The organism is Pseudomonas sp. TNT2022 ID1044, assembly GCF_028656895.1.
Classification (GTDB): domain Bacteria; phylum Pseudomonadota; class Gammaproteobacteria; order Pseudomonadales; family Pseudomonadaceae; genus Aquipseudomonas; species Aquipseudomonas reinekei.
Genome location: NZ_JAMDHB010000022.1, coordinates 264352 through 288006 on the forward strand (window position 1 = coordinate 264352; position 23655 = coordinate 288006).

The 23655-nt window shown below is 59.0% G+C and carries 29 protein-coding genes, 1 tRNA gene and 1 pseudogene; 28 read left to right on the plus strand and 3 right to left on the minus strand.

The window, feature by feature from the left end:
• Window positions 1-191 precede the first annotated feature (191 nt).
• The 4 genes from M5G20_RS23560 (at window position 192) to M5G20_RS23575 (ending at window position 3802) form a co-directional block, all read left to right on the plus strand.
• Window positions 192-1076 carry an alpha/beta fold hydrolase gene (locus M5G20_RS23560; RefSeq protein WP_075947516.1) on the plus strand — a complete coding sequence of 295 codons (885 nt, stop codon included), beginning with the start codon at window positions 192-194 and terminating at the stop codon, window positions 1074-1076.
• A gap of 179 nt (window positions 1077-1255) precedes the next feature.
• Window positions 1256-1329: transfer RNA gene (locus M5G20_RS23565), tRNA-Gly, on the plus strand.
• 956 nt (window positions 1330-2285) lie between these two features.
• The gene (locus M5G20_RS23570; protein ID WP_273921116.1) at window positions 2286-2819 is read left to right on the plus strand and encodes a hypothetical protein; all 534 of its coding nucleotides are present in this window, start codon (window positions 2286-2288) and stop codon (window positions 2817-2819) included.
• The gene (locus M5G20_RS23575) at window positions 2816-3802 is read left to right on the plus strand and encodes a HEPN domain-containing protein (protein ID WP_273921117.1); all 987 of its coding nucleotides are present in this window, start codon (window positions 2816-2818) and stop codon (window positions 3800-3802) included. Before M5G20_RS23570 ends, M5G20_RS23575 begins: the two co-directional genes overlap by 4 nt.
• A 70-nt stretch (window positions 3803-3872) precedes the next feature.
• Here the strand turns inward: M5G20_RS23575 and M5G20_RS23580 are convergent, their stop codons facing one another.
• The 3 genes from M5G20_RS23580 to M5G20_RS23590 all read right to left on the minus strand — a co-directional run bounded on the left by M5G20_RS23580 (window position 3873) and on the right by M5G20_RS23590 (window position 7557).
• Window positions 3873-4634: a DNA adenine methylase gene (locus tag M5G20_RS23580; protein WP_273921118.1), complete on the minus strand. Its 762-nt coding sequence runs from the start codon at window positions 4632-4634 to the stop codon at window positions 3873-3875.
• Window positions 4635-4792: 158 nt separating this feature from the next.
• The gene (locus M5G20_RS23585) at window positions 4793-5800 is read right to left on the minus strand and encodes a phage portal protein (RefSeq protein WP_273921119.1); all 1008 of its coding nucleotides are present in this window, start codon (window positions 5798-5800) and stop codon (window positions 4793-4795) included.
• Window positions 5800-7557 carry a terminase ATPase subunit family protein gene (locus M5G20_RS23590; protein ID WP_273921120.1) on the minus strand — a complete coding sequence of 586 codons (1758 nt, stop codon included), beginning with the start codon at window positions 7555-7557 and terminating at the stop codon, window positions 5800-5802. Before M5G20_RS23590 ends, M5G20_RS23585 begins: the two co-directional genes overlap by 1 nt.
• Window positions 7558-7711: 154 nt before the next feature.
• On the opposite strand from M5G20_RS23590, the gene M5G20_RS23595 reads away from it, so the two are divergent.
• From M5G20_RS23595 to M5G20_RS23710, 24 genes and pseudogenes are all read left to right on the plus strand, one after another.
• Entirely contained in the window at window positions 7712-8545 is an 834-nt protein-coding gene (locus M5G20_RS23595) for a GPO family capsid scaffolding protein (protein WP_273921121.1), read from the plus strand.
• Window positions 8546-8570: 25 nt separating this feature from the next.
• Window positions 8571-9572 (plus strand): phage major capsid protein, P2 family, encoded by a 1002-nt coding sequence (locus M5G20_RS23600; protein ID WP_273921122.1) that lies wholly within the window; start codon window positions 8571-8573, stop codon window positions 9570-9572.
• Between the two features lie 3 nt (window positions 9573-9575).
• Window positions 9576-10283, plus strand: coding sequence for a phage terminase small subunit (gene gpM, locus M5G20_RS23605; RefSeq protein ID WP_273921123.1), 708 nt, complete (start codon window positions 9576-9578; stop codon window positions 10281-10283).
• A gap of 121 nt (window positions 10284-10404) precedes the next feature.
• A complete protein-coding gene (locus M5G20_RS23610; RefSeq protein ID WP_273921124.1) occupies window positions 10405-10878 on the plus strand; it encodes a head completion/stabilization protein in 474 nt (157 codons plus the stop codon).
• A complete protein-coding gene (locus M5G20_RS23615) occupies window positions 10878-11081 on the plus strand; it encodes a DUF7415 domain-containing protein (protein WP_273921125.1) in 204 nt (67 codons plus the stop codon). The genes M5G20_RS23610 and M5G20_RS23615 overlap by 1 nt, the downstream gene beginning before the upstream one ends.
• Window positions 11081-11293, plus strand: a complete 213-nt coding sequence (locus tag M5G20_RS23620) for a tail protein X (RefSeq protein WP_273921126.1) — start codon at window positions 11081-11083, stop codon at window positions 11291-11293. The genes M5G20_RS23615 and M5G20_RS23620 overlap by 1 nt, the downstream gene beginning before the upstream one ends.
• A gap of 69 nt (window positions 11294-11362) precedes the next feature.
• Window positions 11363-11677, plus strand: coding sequence for a phage holin, lambda family (locus tag M5G20_RS23625; RefSeq protein WP_273921128.1), 315 nt, complete (start codon window positions 11363-11365; stop codon window positions 11675-11677).
• Entirely contained in the window at window positions 11674-12513 is an 840-nt protein-coding gene (locus M5G20_RS23630) for an N-acetylmuramidase family protein (protein ID WP_273921129.1), read from the plus strand. Before M5G20_RS23625 ends, M5G20_RS23630 begins: the two co-directional genes overlap by 4 nt.
• Window positions 12510-12716, plus strand: a complete 207-nt coding sequence (locus tag M5G20_RS23635; RefSeq protein WP_056852166.1) for a hypothetical protein — start codon at window positions 12510-12512, stop codon at window positions 12714-12716. Before M5G20_RS23630 ends, M5G20_RS23635 begins: the two co-directional genes overlap by 4 nt.
• Window positions 12713-13156, plus strand: coding sequence for an Rz-like lysis system protein LysB (gene lysB, locus M5G20_RS23640; RefSeq protein ID WP_337994301.1), 444 nt, complete (start codon window positions 12713-12715; stop codon window positions 13154-13156). The genes M5G20_RS23635 and lysB overlap by 4 nt, the downstream gene beginning before the upstream one ends.
• A pseudogene (gene lysC, locus M5G20_RS23645) lies at window positions 13071-13265 on the plus strand (Rz1-like lysis system protein LysC); the annotation flags it as partial. The gene lysB and the pseudogene lysC, both read left to right, overlap by 86 nt.
• A complete protein-coding gene (locus tag M5G20_RS23650; RefSeq protein ID WP_273921133.1) occupies window positions 13262-13744 on the plus strand; it encodes a phage tail protein in 483 nt (160 codons plus the stop codon). The pseudogene lysC and the gene M5G20_RS23650, both read left to right, overlap by 4 nt.
• Window positions 13741-14196, plus strand: coding sequence for a phage virion morphogenesis protein (locus M5G20_RS23655; RefSeq protein ID WP_273921135.1), 456 nt, complete (start codon window positions 13741-13743; stop codon window positions 14194-14196). The genes M5G20_RS23650 and M5G20_RS23655 overlap by 4 nt, the downstream gene beginning before the upstream one ends.
• A 38-nt stretch (window positions 14197-14234) precedes the next feature.
• Window positions 14235-14834, plus strand: coding sequence for a phage baseplate assembly protein V (locus M5G20_RS23660; RefSeq protein WP_273921136.1), 600 nt, complete (start codon window positions 14235-14237; stop codon window positions 14832-14834).
• 5 nt (window positions 14835-14839) lie between these two features.
• Window positions 14840-15184, plus strand: coding sequence for a GPW/gp25 family protein (locus M5G20_RS23665; protein WP_443218325.1), 345 nt, complete (start codon window positions 14840-14842; stop codon window positions 15182-15184).
• The gene (locus tag M5G20_RS23670) at window positions 15181-16095 is read left to right on the plus strand and encodes a baseplate J/gp47 family protein (RefSeq protein WP_273921138.1); all 915 of its coding nucleotides are present in this window, start codon (window positions 15181-15183) and stop codon (window positions 16093-16095) included. The genes M5G20_RS23665 and M5G20_RS23670 overlap by 4 nt, the downstream gene beginning before the upstream one ends.
• On the plus strand, window positions 16092-16703 hold the full coding sequence (locus M5G20_RS23675; RefSeq protein ID WP_273921139.1) for a phage tail protein I: 612 nt from the start codon (window positions 16092-16094) through the stop codon (window positions 16701-16703). The genes M5G20_RS23670 and M5G20_RS23675 overlap by 4 nt, the downstream gene beginning before the upstream one ends.
• Complete coding sequence (locus M5G20_RS23680) at window positions 16700-18253, plus strand: phage tail protein (RefSeq protein ID WP_273921140.1); 1554 nt, start codon at window positions 16700-16702, stop codon at window positions 18251-18253. The genes M5G20_RS23675 and M5G20_RS23680 overlap by 4 nt, the downstream gene beginning before the upstream one ends.
• A 3-nt stretch (window positions 18254-18256) precedes the next feature.
• A complete protein-coding gene (locus tag M5G20_RS23685) occupies window positions 18257-18679 on the plus strand; it encodes a phage tail assembly chaperone (protein WP_273921141.1) in 423 nt (140 codons plus the stop codon).
• Window positions 18680-18829: 150 nt separating this feature from the next.
• Complete coding sequence (locus M5G20_RS23690) at window positions 18830-20002, plus strand: phage tail sheath protein (RefSeq protein ID WP_273921142.1); 1173 nt, start codon at window positions 18830-18832, stop codon at window positions 20000-20002.
• A gap of 49 nt (window positions 20003-20051) precedes the next feature.
• Window positions 20052-20567 carry a phage major tail tube protein gene (locus M5G20_RS23695; protein WP_130932221.1) on the plus strand — a complete coding sequence of 172 codons (516 nt, stop codon included), beginning with the start codon at window positions 20052-20054 and terminating at the stop codon, window positions 20565-20567.
• Between the two features lie 47 nt (window positions 20568-20614).
• Window positions 20615-20941 (plus strand): phage tail assembly protein, encoded by a 327-nt coding sequence (locus tag M5G20_RS23700; RefSeq protein ID WP_273921143.1) that lies wholly within the window; start codon window positions 20615-20617, stop codon window positions 20939-20941.
• 8 nt (window positions 20942-20949) lie between these two features.
• Window positions 20950-21069 carry a GpE family phage tail protein gene (locus tag M5G20_RS23705; protein WP_273921144.1) on the plus strand — a complete coding sequence of 40 codons (120 nt, stop codon included), beginning with the start codon at window positions 20950-20952 and terminating at the stop codon, window positions 21067-21069.
• Complete coding sequence (locus M5G20_RS23710) at window positions 21062-23650, plus strand: phage tail tape measure protein (RefSeq protein WP_273921145.1); 2589 nt, start codon at window positions 21062-21064, stop codon at window positions 23648-23650. Before M5G20_RS23705 ends, M5G20_RS23710 begins: the two co-directional genes overlap by 8 nt.
• Window positions 23651-23655 lie beyond the last annotated feature (5 nt).

Here is a 23655-nt window from a genome sequence, read left to right on the forward strand (position 1 = left end):
AGAAACTTTTTGCCGGTAGGAACCCTTGGGTTCCGGCCTCACCCGGCAGACTGCCCGCCAATAACAATACCCGTCGACCGGACTGCACTGGATCGACATGGGCCTCTCAAAATTCCAGGCATATGCCTACCTGTCACAAAGCTCGTGCAATCTCTTTTGCGCGCATACCCGCTTGCCAGGAGTCTTATGACATGAGGCCAGAAATCGCTGTGCTGGATATACAGGGTCAGTATCGGGTTTACACGGAGTTCTATCGCGCAGACGCCGCAGAGAAGACCATCATCTTGGTCAACGGCTCGATGGCCACGACTGCGTCGTTTGCACAAACCGTGAAGAACCTTCACCCGCAGTTCAATGTGGTCTGCTACGACCAGCCCTACGCGGGCAAGTCCAAAGCCCACAACCTGCATGAGAAATTGCTGACCAAGGAAGTCGAAGGGCAGATCCTCCTGGAGCTGATCGACCACTTCGCCGCTGAACACGTGCTGTCGTTTTCCTGGGGTGGCGCCGCGACCCTGGTCGCCCTCGCCCACCGGCCACGGCGCATCGAAAAAGCCGTGATCAGCTCGTTCTCCCCGGAGATCAACGCACACATGCTCGACTACCTTGAGCGCGGTGTGGATTACCTTGGCAGCCGTGATGGCGACCGTGTCGGCAATCTGGTCAACAGCACCATCGGCAAACACCTGCCGTCGCTGTTCAAGCGTTTCAACTACCGGCACGTCAGCAGCCTGGCCGATCACGAATACGGGCAGATGCACTTCCACATCAACGACCTGCTGCACAGCGACCGCCAGTGCTTCTTGAAAGCCTCGGAGAAAATCAACGTGCCAGTGCTGTTCATGAACGGCGAATGGGACGAATACACCGCCGCCGATGGCGCCCGGTTGTTCGCCAACCACGTGCAAAACGCCACCTTCACCACCCTTGAGGCCACCGGCCACTTTCTCGACATGGAACACAAAGCCGCCTGCCGAGACAGCCGTAACGCCCTGATGGGGTTCCTGAAGCCGGCGCTGCACGAAAGCCGACCGCGTTACCACTACGTCCAGGACCACCATGCATTGGCAATCTGAAAGAGAGTCATCGCGAGCACGCTTCGCTCTACAGTGTTGAACGCATTCCTGTAGCCGCGAAGCTTGCCCGCGACAGACCGTCATCCGGTCGTTGCTCCGTGTCATCTGTGCTAAACCCGTCTGGCGCAAAGAAAAACTTCATTTCCATGCCCACATCTGGTACAAAGTCACCGCTCTGAGCGGGTGTCGTATAATGGCATTACTCCAGCTTCCCAAGCTGATAACGAGGGTTCGATTCCCTTCACCCGCTCCACTTTTTTCAAGGCCTCCAGCGGTATCGAGGTAGCGTCATACGAGACTGGTGACAGTTTTGGTGACAGTTACTGTAATCCTGGGAGTTTTCGTGCGGCGCGTGCATGCACAACATCTGACGGACCATTGCCAGCACCCACGCCCTAGGTGCTCTCGGCTTTTCATGTTGACCCACGGGAAATAGGTTAGGAAGGTTAGTTTTTTGCTAATCGACCTGAAAGCCTTATTCTCTGCGGCTTTGCGGGTGGTGCTTTGGGTTAGCTTTAGGGTTATGAGAAGTAATTTCCTAACCTTTATAACTGTTAAAAATTCAACATATAAAACCTATATAAATCAGCGACTTGCGATTTACTAACCTAAAACCTAACCATAGCTAACCCTCCCAAGTTAGCTCTCAAGCCCAGCAAATACGGGACCTGTACAGCACCTCTCCTCCCTTTTTCAGAAACTAACCCTTTTCCCGAGTGACCTCTCAGAATCGCTCGCAACCTGCGCTCCAGCCCTGCTCTCAAAACAGCCTACCCTCGCAGGGATTCGCAGGCTTTTTCACGCCCATCAAAGCCCAAGCAAGCACCGCCACGCCCGCGCCGCAGCATCTGCAGGGAGTGCAGAAAAAGCGCCCTATTTAGCCCGCAGGCGTGGCGGGGGGACGACGGCGCGCGCCAGGAGAAATCACCGTCCGCACCTCACTCGCGCACCATTTCTGGGCGATGGCATCCCTCAGCTCTAGCGCCTGAACTCTGAGCTCTATCGTTAGTAACAGGAAGGGAGTGGTTTGAAGTTCGGCGGACGGTAACTCGCCTCAGGTAGAATTTGCTAAGCCGCAGGTATCAGACCAAACTGCTGGAAACCGTCGTCAGGGATGGATTGAAGGACTTATATTTGAATCAACAACTACCCTGAAAGACAAGAGCATGTTGTAAATCAGGTGATACGCTGAGAATGGAGCTTTGCGTTTTGGAAGAGATTGAAAGAAATTATAGGGACACAGCGACCACAAGTCGTAAATACCCTAAAAGGCTTACTGAGTATGTCAATGAACTGGTGAAGCGAGGCAGATACCTAGAAGCCAATCACTTCTTTTCAAAGCTATGTGAAATTAGCCCACACCATGAAAAAACCATTAGATTAGGATATGCAATTTCAATTGCTCTCTTCGACAACGATGGAGTTTGGAAATACGATAATTTGCTGACTGACTCGAAGCCAGACATTAACGAACTGCTGTGGTACCGCTTGCGTTATTACCAATCTCAAAACAATATATTAAACTGCGAAGCCGTATGCATTGAAATGCTTGGAAATAGCTTAAGCAATGAATACCTATCCGCAATCCTTGAAGTATGTTTAGAGCGTAAAAGATACTCGATAGCCGAACCTTTAGCACGACACCTTGTTAAATATCAGCTAACTCTCAAACCTCCGATGAGCAACTGGCTAAAACAGATAACAATTGAAAGACTCATAGAAACACTTCGGGGACTAAAATGACATTCTTTTTGGTAGTTAAAGTCTTAGACGACCGAAGCATCTCTGAAACATCAACAAAAAACTACGGAACTGTTGAGCTTAGATCTTATTTATCTGACACAAAGATTGAAACTGATGCCTTGGAAAAGTCTGCATCTGAATGTGGGCTAGACTTTGCCAGACTTAGCATCTGCGCCAGATTAGCCACGATCGTCGAATGCGAAACGCATAGTGAGGCAGTACACATTTCTGAGAACAGGTTCCTTGAAGTTCTCGATTTGAAATCGACAGAATTTTCAGTGTCCACTATCAAAACGTCGCGGATTGGCCTGATTAAAGATTTAGAATCAGGGGAAATAACACCAATTAAAGGATTTGGCTTCCAACCTTCACTAACTTTCGTTATGAGCCGGGGAAAAACCAACAGTTTTGATACAACCAATTTTGTACTTTCACTCAAAAGTGAGCTAAGCGAACGTTACATGCGTTCCCTTCATTGGGCAAGAAACAGCAAAAACGAAACGAACCCCCAAATTAAAATTATATTTCTATGGTTTTCCCTGGAAGCTTTATTAAAGGCCAGCGTGACAGACAATTGCGTTGAGAGCTACATCCGTTTATTTTTGGGATTCCCCAACGGCAGGCAGCTAGAGCTAGTATCTAAAACACTAATTAGCAACTTAGAAAGCCACCCAAGATACAAACACTGGCAAAAAAAACTTCTTGAAATAGTCTTGAAGATTCGTGACTTTCGCAACGATTCTGTGCATGAAGGCTTTAGAAGTGTCGACTTCACGAAAAGTGAACTTGAACTATTTAGCAGCATAATGATTTATGCTGTTTCAAGATGCCAGGCTGGGGTAATGAGAGGACTTCTCAACAATATTGATTCGCTATCTGAGTTCAAAGAATACGCCCCCCTGTTATTTGAGAACAATGAAAACTTAATCAACGACACACACAACAACATAATCTACTCACTAGATCATCCAATTAGTTATTAGCACTCGACCACGAAAAAGCCGCCCGAGGGCGGCTGTAGTGTTTTCTCTCAGCGCCTCCTTGGAGCGCTTATCACCAGTTTAAATAAATCAACTCGTTGGCCTGCTTGCCACCCTGCCCCCCCACCATATGCCGGAATGGCACTTCCTTCAGTCGAAGCCCCGAGAACACCTCACGGATCTGCGGGTGGTCGTTGATTGAGATGATCATGTGACCCTTGATCGATGCCGCCAGCTCGGCCATCACCCGGTACTGCTCGAAGTTGAATGCACCTGGTGCATACCCCGCAGTTTCGAAGTAAGGCGGATCGAGGTAGAACAACGTGTGCGGCCGATCGTACCGGCGGATGCATTCCTTCCAGTCCAGATGCTCGATGGTTGTCCGAGCCAATCGCAGGTGTGCCTCGCTGAGCTTTTCCTCAATGCGCAACAGATTCAGCCTGGGCGGTGAAGTGGTCGCGGTACCGAAGGTTCGGCCCGTTGGCTTGGCGCCAAAGCATTGCTGCTGAAGGTAGAAGAACCGCGCAGCCCGCTGAATATCAGTCAGCGTTTCCGGGATCTGCATGTTGGTCCATTCAAACATCTTGCGGCTGACCAGTGACCAGCGAAACTGCCGGACCAGCTCCTCCAGGTGATGCGCCACAACCCGGTACAGGTTGACCACCTCACCATCGAAATCGTTGATGACCTCCACATGGCTCTGCTCTTTCATAAAGAACAGTGCCGCACCTCCACAGAACGGCTCGACATAGCATTCGTGCTCTGGGAACTCAGGCAGGATGTGTTTGGCCATGCGGCGCTTTCCGCCCATCCACGGGAAAATCGGTGTAGACATAAGTGATCCTTGTCTCTGCTATTGGATTCGCTTAGGCTTCGCACCCCCTGCGCAGTGGGGCGAGGCCTTGGGTTGGATCACTCGGAATGCTCGAGTGGTACGACGTCGAGCTGGTGTTGACGCACCGGCTCGTCGCCTCGTTTATTCACTGCGCGGGCTTATTTCCCCTCTCCAAGCTCAAACGGCTTGAAGCGAATAACCTCCTCGCCCAGCCATTCGTTGATTTGCAGCAGGCGCGCCTGCAGCGGTTCCAGTTCATTCAGCCCCCACACCTGGGCAGCCTCGCGCATCGAACCAAAGCCCCCCGAGTTCTGCGGCACGATGCCCATCAGTTGCGGATAAATACGCAAAGCCGCAAGCAGATCGTCGCGACTGATGTTTTTGATTGAGCCGAAATCATCCTTGGCCGCGACCTCGCTGATGGGGATCAGCTGGATGCCGTCTTTCTTCCCACCAGGTGCGTACATGAACAGGTTGCGAAAGTTGCCCGGGCCTTTGCTGCTCTTCATGGCGCTGCGCAGGTCCGTGACGAAATCTTCGTTCTGCGCGGCATCGGTCATGTAGAGGATGAAGCCGGCATGACTGCCGTTCTGGTAATACTTGCGCCGGAACAAGGTCGCTGCCTCGTTCAGCAGCGCGCTCTGCAGCGCCGACAGCCACTCAGGCAATCCATAGATTTCCTGGTTAATGTCGGCCTCCCGCAGATGGCAGATGCTGTCCTTGCGAAACTCGTGCTCGTCGCGCCAGCCACGCACCTGGAAGTAACTCCCTTCGTCGATGCCGCGGCGGACGAACTTCGCCATCGCCGGTAACAAGCCGAGCGCCTGGCGCAGCATGTTGTCGCGCTTCTCCAGGTAGGTGTTGCCGCACCAGATAAAGTCCAGGGCAACCTGTTCGAAGGCCTGGCGGCTCAACAGCTTGTGAGGGATGAAAGTCCGAGCCAGGGCATTACGCTTGAAGTTGAGCCCCGACTGCAGGTACACGCTGGCCCGGGTCGACTTGGCCAAGCCGTCCAGCGACAGCGGCGGTTCGTACCAGCGCCCGTTCGACCAGCACTCCAGGTAATCGAGAATCTCGCGACCATCGAGCACCGGTACCGGATCGCCGAAGGTGAATGCATGGGCCTGACTCTGCGCAGGCAGCGCCTCAACCAGATCGGTAGTCATCAACAAATCTCCATGATGCCGGTGTTGGCAGCGGTCTGCCCTTCCAACGGCTCGTTGTGCAGGGCGTGGAACAATGCCCACGCCAAGTCGGCGTGACCGGTTTCGTCATTACGTCCGGCCGTATAAGTGAACTGCCGCCCTGAGGCGGTGATGGTCTTGCGGATGGCCATCAGGCTGGAGGCCATGTCGGTCCAGCCGGCATCGAATTCGAGGCGTCCGTTCTTGATCACGTCGTAGGCCTTGAGCACCAGACGGGTTTTCACTTCGGGCGAATAGCTGAACGTGGTGACGGCCGGGAAGAACTGGCGCACCAGCTGGGCCACGCCGCTGCCCAGACCGGTAACGTCGACGCCGATGTAGGTCACCCAGTAGCGCTTGGTCACCTGGCGGATGGCCTCAGCCTGCGCCGCGAAGTCCATGCCCCGGAACTGATGACGCTCAAGCACGCGGAACTTGCCTCCCGGTACCAGCGGCGGCGCCACGACAATCAGCCCAGCGCTGTCGCCGGTTTCGGCGGGGTCGTAGCCGACCCAGACCTGCCGATCGCCAAAGGGACGTGCCGCGAACGGTTTGTAATCTTCGCCCCACTCCACCCAGCTATCGACCATGCAGGGCTGGAGCATCTGCAGCGGGAAGATCGAGGCGCCGTCGTCGACAAATTGGCACATCAGCAAGTTGGCGAATTGCTCGGGGTTGTACTCGAAGCGCAGCTCTTCCAGGTCGAACAGATCGCACCCACGTTGCTCGGCATCAAGGATCGTGACGATCTGGCGCCAGATTCGGTCCTCGCACAGTCGGCCCTGCCCCAGGGCGTCGTGACTTACATCCAGCTTGAGGTGTTGGGCGGTCGGTTTACCCTTGTTGAAACGCTCGCCGGTCCACAACTTGTAGGCTTCGTGGGCCATGCTCGACGGGGTCGAAAAGTAGGTCTTGCGCCAGTGCTTGTGCAGCGCCATGCCCGAGGCGACTTTGTTGAGCTCCTCGAATTTGTGGGTCCAGAAGAATTCGTCGAAGTAGAAGTTGCCTGAGCGGCCCTGCGCCGTGCGGTAGTTGGTCCCAAGAAAATGCAACTCGGCGCCGTTGGCCAGCACGATCGGATCGCCCGTCAATTGCCGGCCCAGCACATCGCTGACGAATGCCTGCATGTAGTTCTTGAACTGGTGGGCCTGAGCCTTACTGGCGGACAGGAAAATCTGGTTGCGCCCGGTCTTGAGGGCGTCGATCAGTGCCTCGCGGGCAAAGTAATAGGTCGCCCCGATCTGCCGGCTCTTGAGCAACATCCGGGTGCGCTGGTTCATCGACCGATACCAGTCGAGCTGGTACTCGAAACAGCCATCTCGAAACGCTTCTTCCAACTTCTCGAAGTCATCCTCGGAAAAGTCGTTACGCTTGGGTTGTTTCTTCGGTTCAGCGTTGCGCGCGGCCAACTTCGGGTTGAGGTCGGTTTCGGTACCGCCACCCTGGAACCGCTGAATGCGTGCCTGTCGCTCCAGTTGCCGATGCAGCAGATCGATTTCCTTGAAGTCGCCCCCGGACTTGCCCTCTTTAAGGATCAACTGCACCAGGCGTGCTTCCAACGCACCACCGATGCGCTCGACGTTGTCTGCCCGGTCCCAGTCGTCGCGGGCCTTCCAGGAGTGAATGGTTTTCTCTTTCTCGCTCAGGAAGTCGGCAATATCGGTGACGCGCCAACCCGTCCAGTACAAAAACTTGGCCTGGCGGCGAGGGTCCATCGGTGGGTGGGCGGCTTCATTCATGACGCAGATGCTGCCGTCACGCGCGCGAAGCCCCTAACGCCGCGACCTGTAAAACTGACAGCTACAGTCCAGCCTCATTGCTCGCCGTGCGCGCGCTGCCGACCATGACCTCAACGCTACCTGCCACCGCAGCCAACGCATTGAGGCCTCACCCATGAAAAAGAAATTTCGCTCCAAGTGGACTCGCATCGCCGTCGAAGGCGCGACTACCGACGGCCGTCAGATCGAGCGCAGCTGGATCGAAGACATGGCCACCCAGTACAGCCCGAACACTTACGGTGCACGGATCAACTGCGAACACATCAAAGGCTACTGGCCTGGCGGTGAGTTCGGTGCCTACGGCGACGTACTGGCGTTGAAGGCTGAAGAAGTCGAGATCAACGGAGCCAAGAAACTCGCCCTGTTTGGCCAGCTCCAGCCGAACGATGCCCTGCTCGCCCTGAACAAGGCCGGCCAAAAGGTTTACACCTCGATCGAGGTTCAACCGAAATTTGCCGACACCGGCAAGGCCTATCTGGTGGGTCTGGCAATTACCGACACCCCAGCCAGCCTGGGCACCGAGGCGCTGTCATTCAGCGCCCAGCACGGCACCCTCTCCAGCCGAAAAGCCCACTCGGACAATCTGTTTACTGCCGCCGAAGAGGTCGCACTGGAGTTCGAAGAGGTCAGCGATCAGCCCCAGGTGTTCTCCGGTCTCAAGGAAAAAATTAACGGCCTGTTCACCCGCCTCAAAGGCAAGGACGACGCCGACCAAGAGCAATTTGCCGAACTGGGCACCTTGATCAGTCAGCTGACGGATGCCGTGGGCAGCACGCTCGACGCCAATGAAAAAGCCCAAACCGATCTGCAGGCGCTGACCGGCAAACACGATGCGCTGGCAACGAAGTTTGCAGACCTCGAGGCCAAGCTCGGCAACACCGCTGATCACAGCCAACAGCATCGCCCGCCGGTCACCGGTGGCGAAAACCAAGTGCTGACCCAGTTCTGACCCCAGCCTTTCTTCGGAGAACCCTATGCGTAATGAAACTCGCCAGGCCTACACCGGCCTTCTGCAACAAGTCGCCAAACTCAACGGCGTCAGCTCGGCGGCGGAGTCCTTCACGGTCACCCCTTCGGTGCAACAAAAACTGGAAACCGCCATTCAGGAAGCCAGCGACTTCCTGAAAAAAATCAACGTCATCGGCGTGGACGAAAAGGACGGCGAAGCCATTGTTCTCGGTGTCGGCAGCTCCATCGCCGGACGTACCGACACCAACCAAAAGGCCCGTACGCCGCGTGATGTGAGCTCCTTGAACAAGGACACTTACAGCTGCAAAAAGACCGATTTCGACACCGCCATCCCTTACGCCCTGCTCGATGCCTGGGCCAAGTTTCAGGACTTCCAGGCACGCCTGTCGGGCGCCATCGTTGAACGCCAGTCGCTCGATCGCATCATGATTGGTTTCAACGGCACCAGTGCAGCCGCGGATACCAATCGCGTAACCAATCCGTTGCTGCAGGATGTCAACGTCGGCTGGATTCAGAAGTACCGCACCAATGCGCCGGAACGCGTAATGAGCGAAGGTGCGGTCGCGGGTAAGGTCACGATCGGTGCCGGCGGTGACTACAAGACACTCGATGGCCTGGTTTATGACGCCATCCAGTTGCTGGACCCATGGCACCGCAAGCGTCCGGACCTGGTCGTGCTGGTCGATCGTAGTCTGCTGCACGCCAAGTTCCTGGCCAACATCGAAGGGGCCTCGGACAACGAGAACGAATTGGCGGCGTCCCAGATCATCGCCAAGGCTCGTCTCGGTGGTCTGCCGATCGAAGATGCCCCGTTCTTCCTGGACAAGGCGATCATGGTCACCACCCTGAAGAACCTGTCGATCTACTGGCAGATCAGCGCCCGCCGCCGTCACATCAAAGACGAGCCAGAGTGGGATCGCATTGCGGACTACCAGTCTTCCAACGACGCCTACGTCATCGAGGACTTCGGTCTGGGTGCCGTGGTCGAGAACATCGAAGAGGCATAAGCCATGGCGCTTTCACTCGCTCAGCGCCACCGGCTCCGCGTTCTCGCGGAGTTGGAGGCCGCCGCCACATCCCCACTGACGAGCATGGCCGGTGCCACGGCCTACGAGCTTCAACTGGCCCAACTGCTGCAGGACCGGCTGCGCTTGAAAAACATCGAGGGCAATGAGCGCAAGGCCGCGCTCAAGATCGAGCTGTTGCCGACCTATGAGCCCTACATCGAGGGTGTCCTGGCTGGCGGCAACGGCGCCCAGGATGAAGTGATGACCACCCTTATGGTCTGGGCGATCGATGCCGGTGCATTCCCCCATGCCTTGAAGATCGCGGGCTACGTGCTCAAACACAACCTGATCATGCCCGACCGCTTTGCCCGCAGCACCGGCTGCCTGATCGCCGAAGAGGTGGCCGAGGCTGCCCTCAAGGCACAGAAAGCCGGCGGCGAGTTCGACCTGCAAACACTGCTCGACACCGAGGAGCTGACGCGGGAGCGGGACATGCCAGATGAAGCCCGCGCCAAGTTGCATCTGGCCATCGGCCGCGCGTTGGCTGCACAGGTGACGGATGAAACTCCGGCCGCCGAGCAAATGGAGACGCTCAGATCAGCGAGGGGAAACCTCACCCGCGCCATTGCGCTGCACACCTCCTGCGGCGGCAAAAAGGATCTGGAGCGCGTTGATCGCCTCCTGAAAAAACACGCTGGCCCTGCCAGCTAACCGAGCGTTCCCACGCAACCCCGGCGGCTCGGGACGAATCAGCGGGTTTTCTCCTTTCCTTGCTGTGAAGTCCCGACCACCGCCGACCTATTCAAGGCATTGATTGGCCAGGAGCCAGAACATGAGCGGTTTTATTGCGAACGGCAGCACTCCCAGCGCGAGCGAGCCCCATCCGATCAGCAATGACGGTTGGTGGCCAGATCTCGATGGTGAAAGCGTGCGCGCCGCTCTGCGTCTCGACGCCAGCATCAGTGCCATGCGCCTCGAGGTTGCCCTGGTCAACGCAATCCTCAGCGTTAACCGCGACCTGGGCGACTACCAAACCGCCCAACGCGCACTCGGCCACACCAGCTTGGAAGCCGTTCCCGGACCACTGATCCAGAACATGAAACGTCCAGTGCACCTGTACCTGCGCGCCGTTTACTGCACCGCCGGTGCCGAACTGGCCGAGCGGTACCGCAGTTACGACAGCACCAACGACGGCAACAGCAATGCCGATGAACTCACCCCGAGCGTTGACGAATTCCGCCGCGATGCGCGCTGGGCGATGCGCGACCTGAGCGGTATCTCGCGTGCCACCGTGGAGCTGCTCTGATGATTGATTGCAAACGAATCGACTGGAACGAAATCAGCCGCCTGGGCCTGCTCGAGCGGATCAACCGGGAAATCATGCACCCGCTGGGTTTGGCGGTTTGCCGCATCCCGGAAACAGGTATTTCACCAGGTGCATTGGTTTCACCTGATGGGGAGTTTGTGTACGCCGATCCGGTCACCCCGGACCTCAAGGAACACGCCTGATGGCGACCAGTGTGCGTGCCAATCAGGGTGACACGGTCGACGCCATTTGCTGGCGGATCTACGGGCGCACGGCGGGCGTCACCGAAGCCGTGCTCGAGGCGAACCCGGGGCTGGCCGATTACGGAACGATCCTGCCGCACGGCGCCTTGGTGCAACTACCCGAGGCACCGCCACAAGCCGAGCAGCGCCAGATGGTGAATTTGTGGGACTGATTCAAGCCGCCCGTCACTTGGGCACCGACAAGCTTTCTACCTCCACCTTCGGACAGCGGAATTATGCGCATGCCTGACAAACCGGATACCTGGGCCTGGCTCGCGGCCTGGCTCGAACAAAACTGGCCCGCCATCTACTCCGGAGGCCTCGCCGCCGTTATCGCCGCCCTGCGGATCATGTACGGCGGCGGCACCCTGCGCCGCGTGGCCTTGGAAGCCCCGTTGTGTGGCGCACTTGCCCTGGCTTGCAGCCACGGTCTGTCTTTGCTCGGAATCCCGGCGACGACGGCGCCATTCTTCGGCGGTGTCATCGGACTGCTGGGCGTCGAGGGCACCCGCGCCCTGGCCAACCAATTCTTCAAGCGCAAGGTGGAGCAGGTATGACAACCCTTCGTCATGGCGACCGCGGCCAGGATGTTCGCGTGCTGCAGCAACGCCTCAACCAAACCGGCGCCGGTCTCTATGTAGACGGTCATTTCGGCGACGCCACCGAAATCGCGGTGCGCAACTATCAATCAAAAATCGGACTGGTCAGTGACGGCATCGCCGGCCCCAAGACCCTCGCCGCATTGGCCGGTGCCGATTGTTCCTGCCTGTTGCGCCACTCCACGCTGGCAACCGCTGCTGCGCGGCTCGGCATCGAACTGGCAGCCATTCTCGCGGTGAACGAAGTGGAAAGCCTGGGCTCGGGCTTCCTCGATAACGGTAAGCCCAAGATTCTCTACGAGCGGCACATCATGTACCGCCAGCTCGCCAAGCCCCGCCACTCCGATGACAACGTGGCTGAACTCAAGGCCCATGCCGTGGAGCTAGCTGCCAGCCAGCCCAACCTGGTCAACCCGCGTCCCGGTGGATACGTCGGCGGCACGGCCGAACATCAGCGCCTGGCCAATGCCAAGCTGATCGACGACACCTGTGCGCTGGAGTCGGCCAGTTGGGGCGGTTTCCAAATCATGGGGTACCACGCGGTGCGCTTGGGCTATGCCAGCGTGCAAGAGTTCGCAACTCGCATGGCCAAGGACGAAAACGAGCAGTTCGAAGCGTTCGTGCGCTTCCTCGAGGCAGATCCGGCGCTATTGAAGGCGCTTCGGGCCAAGAAGTGGGCAACGTTCGCCCGCGGATACAACGGCCCCGATTACGAACGCAATCTCTACGACACCAAGCTGCAGCGCGCCTATCAACGGCATGCTGCCGGCTGCTCGATGCCGGAGGCCGCATGATCGATATCGATGCAATACAACGCTTGAACGTCCAGGACGGCGATCTGCTGGTGGTGCCACCGGACAGCGATCAGCACGACATGGAGCTGCTGATCAATGCGCTTTACGTCCAAATGCCAAGCCGCAAAGTCATCATCATTCGCGGCCCGGTGCAGCAAATGGATGTGGGTGATATGAACAAACTCGGCTGGTACCGCGCGTGAGTACTTTGCGCCAGCTCCTCTATGGCGTTGCCCTGCTGGGTGCCTTGGCTTTGCTGATCTGGACCCAAGAGCTGCGCATCACGGTTGCCGACAAGAATACGGAACTAGCAACGCAAGACGCCAAGACTGCCCGCGAAGACGCCGACCGCAACCTCGCAACCGCCAAGACCCTGCAGGCCACCCTGGAGCAGGAACGCAGCGCGCAAACCACTCTGCGCACCCAGCAGGATCAGCTGCGCCAAGGCCTGGCGAAACGCGAACTCACCATTGAGGCTCTGAAACGTGAAAACGCCGAACTACGCGATTGGGCTGCCCAGTCTTTGCCTGATGCTGCTCGCCGGCTGCGCGAGCGCCCCGCCCTCACCGGCGCCGACGCTTATCGTCAGTGGCTGTCCGGCCGTGGTGCCGTGCAGCCTGCAGGCAACCCGCCCAAGCAGTAACGGCGAATTGCTCACTGATCAAGACCGCGCCGAGGCAGCGTGGGCGGACTGCGCCGCCCAGGTCGACATGGTCTATCGCCACCAACTGGAACAGGCCGCAAAGCCATGAAAAAACCCGAATCCCTGCGCAAACACCTGCTCGACTCGATACCCGAGCTCAAGCACAACCCCGATCGCCTGCTGGTGTTCATCGATAACGGCACGATGCGCAGCACCGCTGCCCCGGGTCTGTCGTTCGAGTATGTCTACACCCTCAACCTGATTCTGACCGACTTCGCCGGCCACCCGGACGCAGTCGCCATCCCTTTGTTCGCGTGGGTGTTGGTCAACCAGCGCGAACTGATGGAGAACCTTGAGCGCAGCAAGGACGCGATCGTGTTCGAGGCGGACGTCCTGGACAACAGCAAGGTCGACCTTTCGATCAAGCTGCCGCTCACTGAGAGGGTGATCGTCAAGCGACAGGATGACGGCAACCTGGTGGTCAGCCATCCGGCCGAGCCCATTGTCGATGACGAACAGTTCACCGTTGCCGGCGTCACAGTGATGACCTCCGATGGCGAGTTTCTCGCTCAATGGGGCCAGCCGTGAGCCAGGACCTGAGTGCGCTCGAGGACTGGGCCACCGTCCTGTTGAATCGGCTCGATTCGAACGAGCGCCGCAAGTTTATGGGCACCCTTGCCCAGGAGCTGCGCCGCAGCCAACGACAGCGGATCACCGCTCAGCGCAACCCGGACGGCACCGCGTTTGCCCCACGCAAGCCGAAGCAAACGCTGCGGGGCAAGCAGGGGCGGATCAAGTCGAAAATGTTCACCAAGCTGCGCACCGCCCGCTACCTCAAGATCCAGAGCTCGGGTGTCGGTTTCTCCGTCGAATTCCTCGGCCGGGTGGCCCGTATGGCTCGCGTCCACCAGTACGGCCTGAAGGACAGGCCTGAACGTGGCCAGGCCGATGTCCGATATGAAGCGCGTCAACTGCTCGGATTCACCGAGCAGGAGCTCGAAACCATCCGCAACGCCGTGATCGATCATCTCGCGGGTTGATCGGTTCCTGTAGCACGCCCCGCTACACGGACCGACCAATGCGACTCGCACGCGCGAGCGTCACCATCGGCGACATGGAAAATCCAACCGATCTTATTCGCCGCCTCGAAAACCTGCTCCGTGCCGGCACCATCGCCGACATCGATCCGGAGGCCCCACGCTGCCGGGTGAAAACTGGCGGACTGGTAACCGGCTGGCTGCCATTTTTTGCCCCGAGGGCCGGTACCGACAGCGAGTGGGATCCGCCCAGCGCAGGCGAGCAGTGCCTGGTGCTTTCACCATCGGGCAATCCAGCAACGGGCTTTGTCCTCTACGGCGTCTTCAGCGACCAGTTCCCGGCACCGGACAACGACCTCGCCCGCCATCGGCGCAAGTACCGCGATGGCGCCATTGTTGAATACGACACGGCGACCCATACGCTTACCGCCACCTTGCCTGATGGTGGAACCGCCAACCTCACCGCCCCCGGTGGCGTCAACATCACCGGCGACGTGCACATCACCGGCAATGTAGCGGTGGAAGGACTGGTCAGCGCGACGGAAGACGTCACTGCCGGCGCCCAAAACATCAGTCTGGTTAACCACCGAACCAAAGGCGTCATGCCGGGCTCAGGTCTCTCTGAGGAGCCGACGCCATGATAGGTATGAACAAGGCCACCGGCCGCGCGATCGTCGGCAACGACCAGTTGAACCAGTCGATTGCCGACATCCTCACCACACCGATTGGCACACGCGTCATGCGCCGCGAATACGGCAGCCTGCTCGTCGACCTCATCGACTGGCCAACCAATGACGCCACGCGCCTGCAGGCCTATGCCGCGACGGCAATGGCCCTGATGCGCTGGGAACCGCGGATTCATTTGAGCCGCGTGCAACTGAGCCTGGGCGCTCAAGCCGGACAGGCAATTCTCGACATCGAGGGCACCCGGGTAGACAACAACGAGCCGCTCAGCTTGCGCGTACCGCTGGCGATGGGAGCCACCGCATGAAAACCTTCACACCTATTAACCTGGCTCAGTTACCGGACCCCGACGTTGTCGAACAGATCGACTACGAGCAGATTCTCGCTGAACGAAAGGCCTACACGGTCAGCTTGTGGCCTGCCGAACAGCAGGCAGAAGTAGCCGCAACGCTGGCACTCGAGTCAGAGCCATTGACCAAACTGGTGCAGGAAAACGCCTACCGCGAGACCATCTGGCGTCAACGGGTCAATGAGGCATGCCTGGCCAACCTGTTGGCCAAGGCGAAGGGTAATGACCTGGTGCAGCTAGCCGCCAACGTCAACGTTCATCGACTTGTGGTCATACCTGCCAACCCCACAGCAGTCCCGCCCATCGCGGCGGTGATGGAGTCGGACGAAAGCCTGCGCGAACGCGCCCAAATGGCGTGGGAGGGTCTTTCCACTGCTGGTCCGCGTAACAGCTACATCCTCCACGCGCGCAGCGCCGATGGTCGTGTTGCCGATGCCTCGGCCGAAAGCCCGTCCCCTGCCGAGGCGGTGGTAACCGTTCAGGCGTTGCTGGGCGACGGCACGGCCTCACAGGACCTGCTCGATAAGGTCTTTGTTTATCTGAGTGACGAGGATCGGCGCCCGGTCGCTGATCGCCTCACCGTGCAGTCGGCTGAAATCCTGACCTACACCGTTGACGCCGTGCTGTACCTGGCCACCACTGGACCCGAAGCGGAGCCCATTCGCGCAGCATCTGAAGCCAAACTCGCGGCTTTTGTATCGCAACGTCGGCGCCTGGGCGTTGAAGTCTCGGAGTCCGCCATTCACGCCGCCTTGCACGTCGAAGGCGTTCGAAAGGTAGTGTTGAACGGCTGGACTGACTTGGCCCCCACCACTGCCCAAGCGGCCTATTGCACGGGTGTTTCCGTGGCTGTCGGGGGGCAATTGTGAGCACTCTCCTGCCGCCCAATGCCAGCCAGCTCGAGCAACTCGCCGCCCAGGCGCTGGCTCGCATCGAGCGCGTTCCCATTCCGATCCGCGACCTGGTCAATCCCGACCGCTGCCCTGTTGACCTGCTGCCCTACCTTGCCTGGGCGTTTTCCGTAGACCGGTGGGATTCGAACTGGTCGGAGGCGACCAAGCGCCAAGTCATCAAGACTTCGTATTACGTCCATTCGCGCAAGGGCACTATCGGCGCCCTGCGGCGTGTCGTCGAACCGCTGGGCTACCTGATCGAAGTGCTGGAGTGGTGGCAGACGGTACCTGAAGGCGTCCCGGGCACCTTTGCCCTCAAGGTCGGGGTACTCGACACCGGCATCACCGAGGAGATGTACCAGGAGCTCACTTGGTTGATCGAAGACGCCAAACCCCTGACTCGTCATCTGATCGGGTTGGCCATCAGCCTGGAAACCTCGGGTGGCTTTCACCTCGCCGCGGCACTTCATGAAGGCGACGAAATTGATGTTTACCCACCGGAGCCGCGAGACATCGAAGTCTCGGGGGTTATCGGTCGTGGTGGGCGTGATCACATAATCGACACTCTGGAAATTTACTCATGATCGACCAGACCTCGCAGTTCTTCGCCATCCTGACCAACGTCGGCGCCGCCAAACAAGCCAACGCCGATGCCCTGGGCATTCCCTGGAAGATCACCCAGATGGGTGTGGGGGATGCCGACGGCACCGACCCGATTCCGGCAGCCACGCAAATCGCATTGATCAATGAACGGCGTCGCGCGCCGCTGAATCAGCTCAAGGTTGATCCTGCCAATAGCGCCATCATCATTGCCGAGCAAGTTATCCCGGCCGAGGTCGGTGGCTGGTGGATCCGCGAGATCGGTTTGTACGATGCCGACAACGACCTGGTGGCAATCGCCAACTGCGCGCCGTCGTTCAAACCGCTACTCACGCAAGGATCTGGTCGCACGCAAGTCGTACGCATGAACCTACTCGTCAGCAACAGCAGCACCGTCGAACTCAAGATCGATCCGAGCGTGGTGCTAGCGACCCGGTCGTATGTAGATCAAAAAGTCCTCGATGAGCTGAACAAGCAGGACTTTAAGCATTCGGTATTGGCAGCTACCACCGGCCCGGTGGCATTGAATGGCCTGCAGATCATCGATGGCGTGCAGTTGACCGGCGACGCACGGGTGCTGGTAAAGCATCAGGCCGCGTCCAAAGATAATGGTCTGTACAACGTGTCAGCAGCGGGGGTATGGACACGCAGCGCGGATGCCGACAGCAGTCTGGATGTAACTCCCGGCATGTTCGTGCATGTCGAACGCGGCACGCTCAACGGCGACAGCGTTTGGCAACTGGTAACGGATGGGCCGATTGTCCTGGGCGTTTCGGATCTGCTGTTTGAAATGGTCAGCGGGCGCACCGGTATCAACGCCGGCACCTACCGCAGCGTGACCGTCGACAAGTACGGTCGAGTCATTGGCGGCACCAATCCAACCACGCTGACGGGTTACGGCATCGACATCCCGACGCAGGCCGAAGCCGAGGCGCAGGCCGATCAGGACAACACCAAGCCCATGACCGCCTTGCGCGTGTTCCAGGCCATCGCCAAGCGGTTAGTTCAGGCGACCGAATCCGCATTCGGCTGGGCGAAAATTGCGACGCAGACGCAGACCAACTCGGGCGCCGATGACACCACGATTGTCACGCCGAAAAAGTTCTCTGCTGGAATTGCGGCGTTGGTTATTCAGGCGACTGAAGTGGTCAAGGGCATTGCCAAAGTAGCGACCTTGGCGCAGGTCAATGCGGGATCAGGTGATGACGTCATGGTCACGCCGTACAAGATGCGTTTGGGTTTTACGGTGAGTTTCAACGCATCAGGTTATGTCGTGTTTCCGTCTTGGCTCGGTAGCTTAATCATTCAATGGACCAGTTCGGCGTCGATCGCACCAGGTGCAACGGGCGCGGCTTATTGGCCTATGGCCTTCCCGGTGGGCTGCATTTGGGCGCTCGCGGCGCCTTTGGGTAACGCTGGGAATGGCAACGCTGGCAATGTTGTGGCGGGAGGTGTGTCGCCTGTTGCGGTGAACTTGTACAACTGGGGCGGCTCGATTAATTCGCCGGCCCGCGTCATTGGAATTGGAGTCTAAGTATTGAAACGATTCTATAGTCAGACCACGCAAACGACCTATCTTGAAGGCCTGCACAGGACCATGCCAGCTGATGCGAAGGAAATCAGCGATGGTCGTTATCTAGAGGTCCTCGCCAATCCCGAGCCCGGCAAGGTTCGCAGCCATGATGCTGACGGGTTGCCGATCCTGATCGACCCACCGCCCGAGGATCTGGCCGTACTCGAACGTTCCTGGCGCGACAGCGAAATTCAGCGCGTGCAATGGATTCGTGACCGGCACCGCGACGAGCGCGAGCTGAACCGGCCGACCACCATTACCTCGGAGCAGTTCGCCGGCCTGCTGGACTATATGCAGGCGCTGCGCGATTGGCCCGAGCAAGCGGCGTTTCCGGCCGAGACAGAACGCCCGTCGCCGCCGGCCTGGATCGCCGAGCAGACCCAATAATCGCCGTACACAGCCTCGCGTCAGCGGGGCTTTTCCTTTCAGCACTGCACGTGCTTGTTGTGCCAGCCCTTCCTACAACCCCAGATGCTAGCTGCTGCATCGCGCGCGCGTCACCCTGCGTTTCATCGCCACCAACGCGCAGGAATCACCATGGCAACTGACTACCATCACGGCGTCCGAGTCGTCGAAATCAACGAGGGCACCCGCCCCATCCGCACTATCGCCACGGCGGTCGTCGGCATGGTCTGCACTGCCAGCGACGCGGACCCCATTGCATTCCCACTGAACAAACCTGTCCTGCTCACTGACGTACTGACTGCCAGCGGCAAGGCCGGCGAGCTCGGTACGCTGGCCAGAAGTCTGGACGCCATCGCCGACCAGGCCAGCCCGGTTACGGTGGTGGTGCGGGTTGAGGAAGGCGCTACCGAAGCAGAAACCACTTCCAATATCGTGGGCAGCGTCAGCGCCAACGGCCAGTACAAAGGCCTCAAGGCTCTGCTCGCGGCTGAAGTCCAATTGGGTGTGCGTCCGCGCATCCTCGGTGTACCTGGTCTGGATTCTCTGGCCGTCGCCACCGAGCTGGTGGTCATCGCGCAGAAGCTTCGAGGCTTTGCCTACGCCAATGCCTGGGACTGCGAGACCGTTTCCGAGGCGATCGCGTACCGGGAGAACTTCGGTGCCCGGGAACTGATGACCATCTGGCCGGACTTCATCAACTGGGACACCACCACGAATGCGGATGCCCCCGCCTCGTCCATCGCCCGCGCGCTGGGGTTGCGCGCCAAGCTCGACGAGCAGGTCGGCTGGCACAAAACCCTGTCCAACGTGCCGGTCAACGGTGTGTCGGGGTTGAGCAAGGACATCTACTGGGATTTGCAGAACCCTGCCACCGACGCCGGCCTGCTCAACGCAGCGGACGTCACCACCTTGATTCGCCGTGAAGGTTTCCGCTTCTGGGGCTCGCGCACCTGCAGCGACGATCCACTGTTTGCCTTCGAGAACTACACCCGCACCGCCCAGGTGCTCGCCGATACCATGGCTGAGGGCCAGTTCTGGGCGGTGGACAAGCCGATGCACGCAAGCCTGGTGCGCGACCTCGTCGAAGGCGTCAATGCGAAGTTCCGCGAACTGGTACGCCTGGGCTACCTGATTGGCGGCGAGTGCTGGTACGACGAGGCCGCCAATGACAAGGACACCCTGAAGGCCGGCAAGCTGTACCTGGACTACGACTACACGCCGGTACCGCCGCTGGAGAACCTGAACCTGCGCCAGCGCATCACCGATCGCTACCTGGTCGACTTCGCCAGCCGCGTCAACGCCTGATCACCCATTCACCCGCGCGGTCTCGGCCGCGCCGTAGGAGAGCGCCCCGATGGCCCTGCCCAAAAAGCTCAAAAACATGAATCTCTTCAACGACGGCGTCAGCTACGTCGGCCAGTCGAAGAGCGTCACCCTGCCCAAGCTCGGGCGAAAATTCGAACAGTTCCGTGGTGGAGGCATGGACGGGCCGGTCAAGGCCGACCTCGGCCACAGCGACGACGGCATCCAGCTGGAATGGACACTCGGCGGCTGGGACCTGACCGCGCTGCGTCAATACGGCGCCGTCTCTGCCAGTGGCGTGATGCTGCGTTGGGCCGGATCCATTCAACGTGATGACACCGGCGACGTTTCGGCCGTCGAGGTCGTTGTGCGTGGTCGCCATGAAGAAATCGACATGGGCGATGCCGAGTCTGGTGAGGATACCGAGCACAAGTTCACCACCACCTGCAGCTACTACAAGCTGTCGATCGATGGAAACGTGGAGGTCGAAATCGACCTGCTCAACTTCATCTTCAACGTCAACGGAAAAGACATGCTGGCTGAGCACCGCAAAGCCATCGGCCTCTAACCGTGACTCCTAAGGCGACTCCCCTCCCCCACTCTCAGGACATCACCATGCCCACGCCAGAAAAAGCCCCGCAAAAGAACCCCAATGTTGAAGACATCACCCTGGATACCCCGATCAAGCGCGGTAACGAGCAACTCACCTCTGTATCCCTGCGCAAACCTATGTCGGGCGAGCTGCGCGGGGTGAGCCTGGCGGACCTGCTACAGATGGACGTCCTCGCTCTGCGCAAGGTATTGCCTCGCATCACCATCCCGGCGTTGACCGACCATGAGCTCGGGCAAATGGACCCGGCCGACCTGGTGCAGATGGCTACCGTGGTGACGGGTTTTTTGCTGCCGAAGTCGGCGAAGACGGATGCGTCCCTCGTTGCGTAGATGACGCCATGGCGGACATCGCCGTGATTTTCCACTGGGGGCCAGCGGCCATGGATCCGCTGTCCCTTACTGAACTGATGGAATGGCGCGAACGCGCCCGGGTAAGAAGCGGGGCAAAAGATGACTGACAAGCTGCGGCTCGAAGTACTGCTGTCGGCGGTCGACAAGGTCACCGCCCCACTCAAGCGGATCAGCAACGGCAGTAATGCCACTTCACGCGCGCTCAAGGAAGCACGCGACCAATTGAAGGCGCTGAACGCGCAGCAATCGGATATTTCCAGCTACACCCGACAACGCGAGGCTGTGCGCCAAACCTCTGAGGAACTGGCCAAGGCCCAGGACAAAGTGCGCCTGTACCGCGAGCAGCTCAAGACCATGGACGCCCCCTCTGCGGCCTTCCAGAAGACGTTCATCAACGCCACTGCGGCAGTGGAAAAGCTGAAGAACAAGCACGGCGAGCAACGCGCCGAACTGCAGCGCCTGATTCCCCTGGTCAAATCCACCGGTGCGGATACGAGCAATTTGGGCAGCACTGAGCGCCGGTTGAAAACAGACATTGAAGCGGCGAACCAAGCCATCAAGGTCCAGCGTGAACGGCTGGCTGCATTGGGCAAACAGCAAGAGCGCGTTTCCAGACTGCAACAGAACTACAGCAAAGGGCGTGAACTCGCTGGCAACGCGGCAGTAGCCGGCGCCAGTTCCGCCGCTACCGGTGCCGCCGTTGGCCTACCCATCCTCGGCATGGTGAAGAGCTACTCGAGCTTCGAGGACGCGATGGCCGGCGTGGCGAAACAAGTTGAAGGTGCCCGGGACGACAACGGCAAGCTCACCCAGACCTACTACGACATGGGCGTTGCCATCAAGAAAATGGCCGAGCAGATTCCCATGGCCACGACCGATATCGCCGCCCTGGTCGAAGGTGCTGCGCGCATGGGTGTCCAAGGCAAAGACGACCTGCTCGAGTTCGCCCGCGTCGCCGCGACGGCTGCCACCGCTTTCGAACTTCCGGCGGATCAGATCGGCGAAAACCTCGCCCGGATCGCCGACCTGTACAAGCTGCCGATCAAGAACGTCAGCCAACTCGGCGACGCGATCAACTACCTGGATGACAACGCCAAGTCCAAGGGCGCAGACATCATTGATGTCATGCAACGCACTGCTGGTATCACGGCCTCGGTCGGCATGTCGTTCAAGGATGCTGCCGCGCTGGGCTCAACTTTTCTGACCTTGGGCTCTTCGGCCGAGGTCGCGGGCACGGCCACCAACGCCATGATCCGCGAGCTCGCAATCGCGACCAACCAACCGAAGCGTTTTCAAGAGGGATTGGCAGCCGTTGGGCTTGAAGCCAAGGCCGTTCAGGAAGGCATGGCAAAAGACGCCACCGGCACCATTCAGAAGGTACTGGATGCAGTCAACAAACTGCCCAAAGGTGAGCAGTTGAGCGTCACCACTCAGTTGTTTGGCAAGGAATATGGCGATGACGCTGCCAAGCTGGCCAACAACATCGCCGAGTACCGTCGTCAGCTCGACCTGGTCAACAGCACCAAGGGCGCCGGCTCGATGCAGCGCGAGGGAGACATCAAGGGCGAGCAACTGTCCGCACGCTGGCAGATGTCGCAAAATCGAATGTTCAACCTCAGCAGCGCGATGGGCGAGACGCTTCGGCCGACCTTGGTCGCGCTAGTGGACAGCTTCAACAATGTGCTCGAAAAGGTGAATGCCTGGGCTCAGGCGAACCCCAACCTGGTTAAGGGCATATTGACCGTTGCTGCCGGAATTGCCGCTGTCGCCGCCGGCTTCGGTGCTGCTGCGCTGGCTGTCGCGGGGGCGCTAGGACCGTTCCTGGCTGTTCGTTACGGTCTGTCACTGATCGGTATAAAGCTGCCCTCCCTACTCGGCTTGCTGGTCAACATGGGCACAAAGGTCCTGCCGATCGTAGGCCAGGCCTTGTTGTGGATTGGCCGGCTGTTCATGGCGAACCCAATCGTCGCGGCTGTCGCGGCCATTGCGACAGCCGCGTATCTGATCTATGCCAATTGGGACAAGGTCAAAGCCTACCTGGGTACGTTGTGGGTTGAGCTCAAGCAAGGCTTCAGTGGCGGTATCGCCGGCATTCTCGAGATCCTTGTCAACTTCAGCCCGCTTGGACTTTTCTACCGTGCCTTCGCCGGTGTGATGAGTTACTTCGGCGTTGAGCTGCCGGGGAAATTCACCGAGTTCGGCGGCATGATCATGGCCGGGTTGGTGAACGGCATCACCGCTGCCGCCGGCAGCGTGAAAGACGCCGTTGTCGGAGCGGGCGAAAGCACCATTGGCTGGTTCAAGGAAAAGCTCGGTATCCACAGCCCCTCCCGCGTGTTCGCTGAACTGGGTGGCTTCACCATGGCGGGTCTGGCTCAAGGTCTGTCCGATGGTGAAGGCGGACCACTGGCCGCTGTCGCCGGTGCTGGTAAACGGCTGGCCCAAGCCGGCGCGCTGGCCATTGGTATGGGCAGTGCCGGCGGCGCGATCGCGGTCGACAATCGAGCACCGATTGCCACCGCTTCAGCGCCCGTCGCCCAGGCTCCGGGTGATCAGATCGTAATCAACATCCATCCCGCGCCTGGAATGGATCCGGCTGCCATTGCACGCGCTGTCGCGGCCGAACTGGACAAGCGTCAGAGCGCCAAGCAGGCGCGCGGTCGCAGTTCCCTTTTGGACCAGGAGTAACCCCA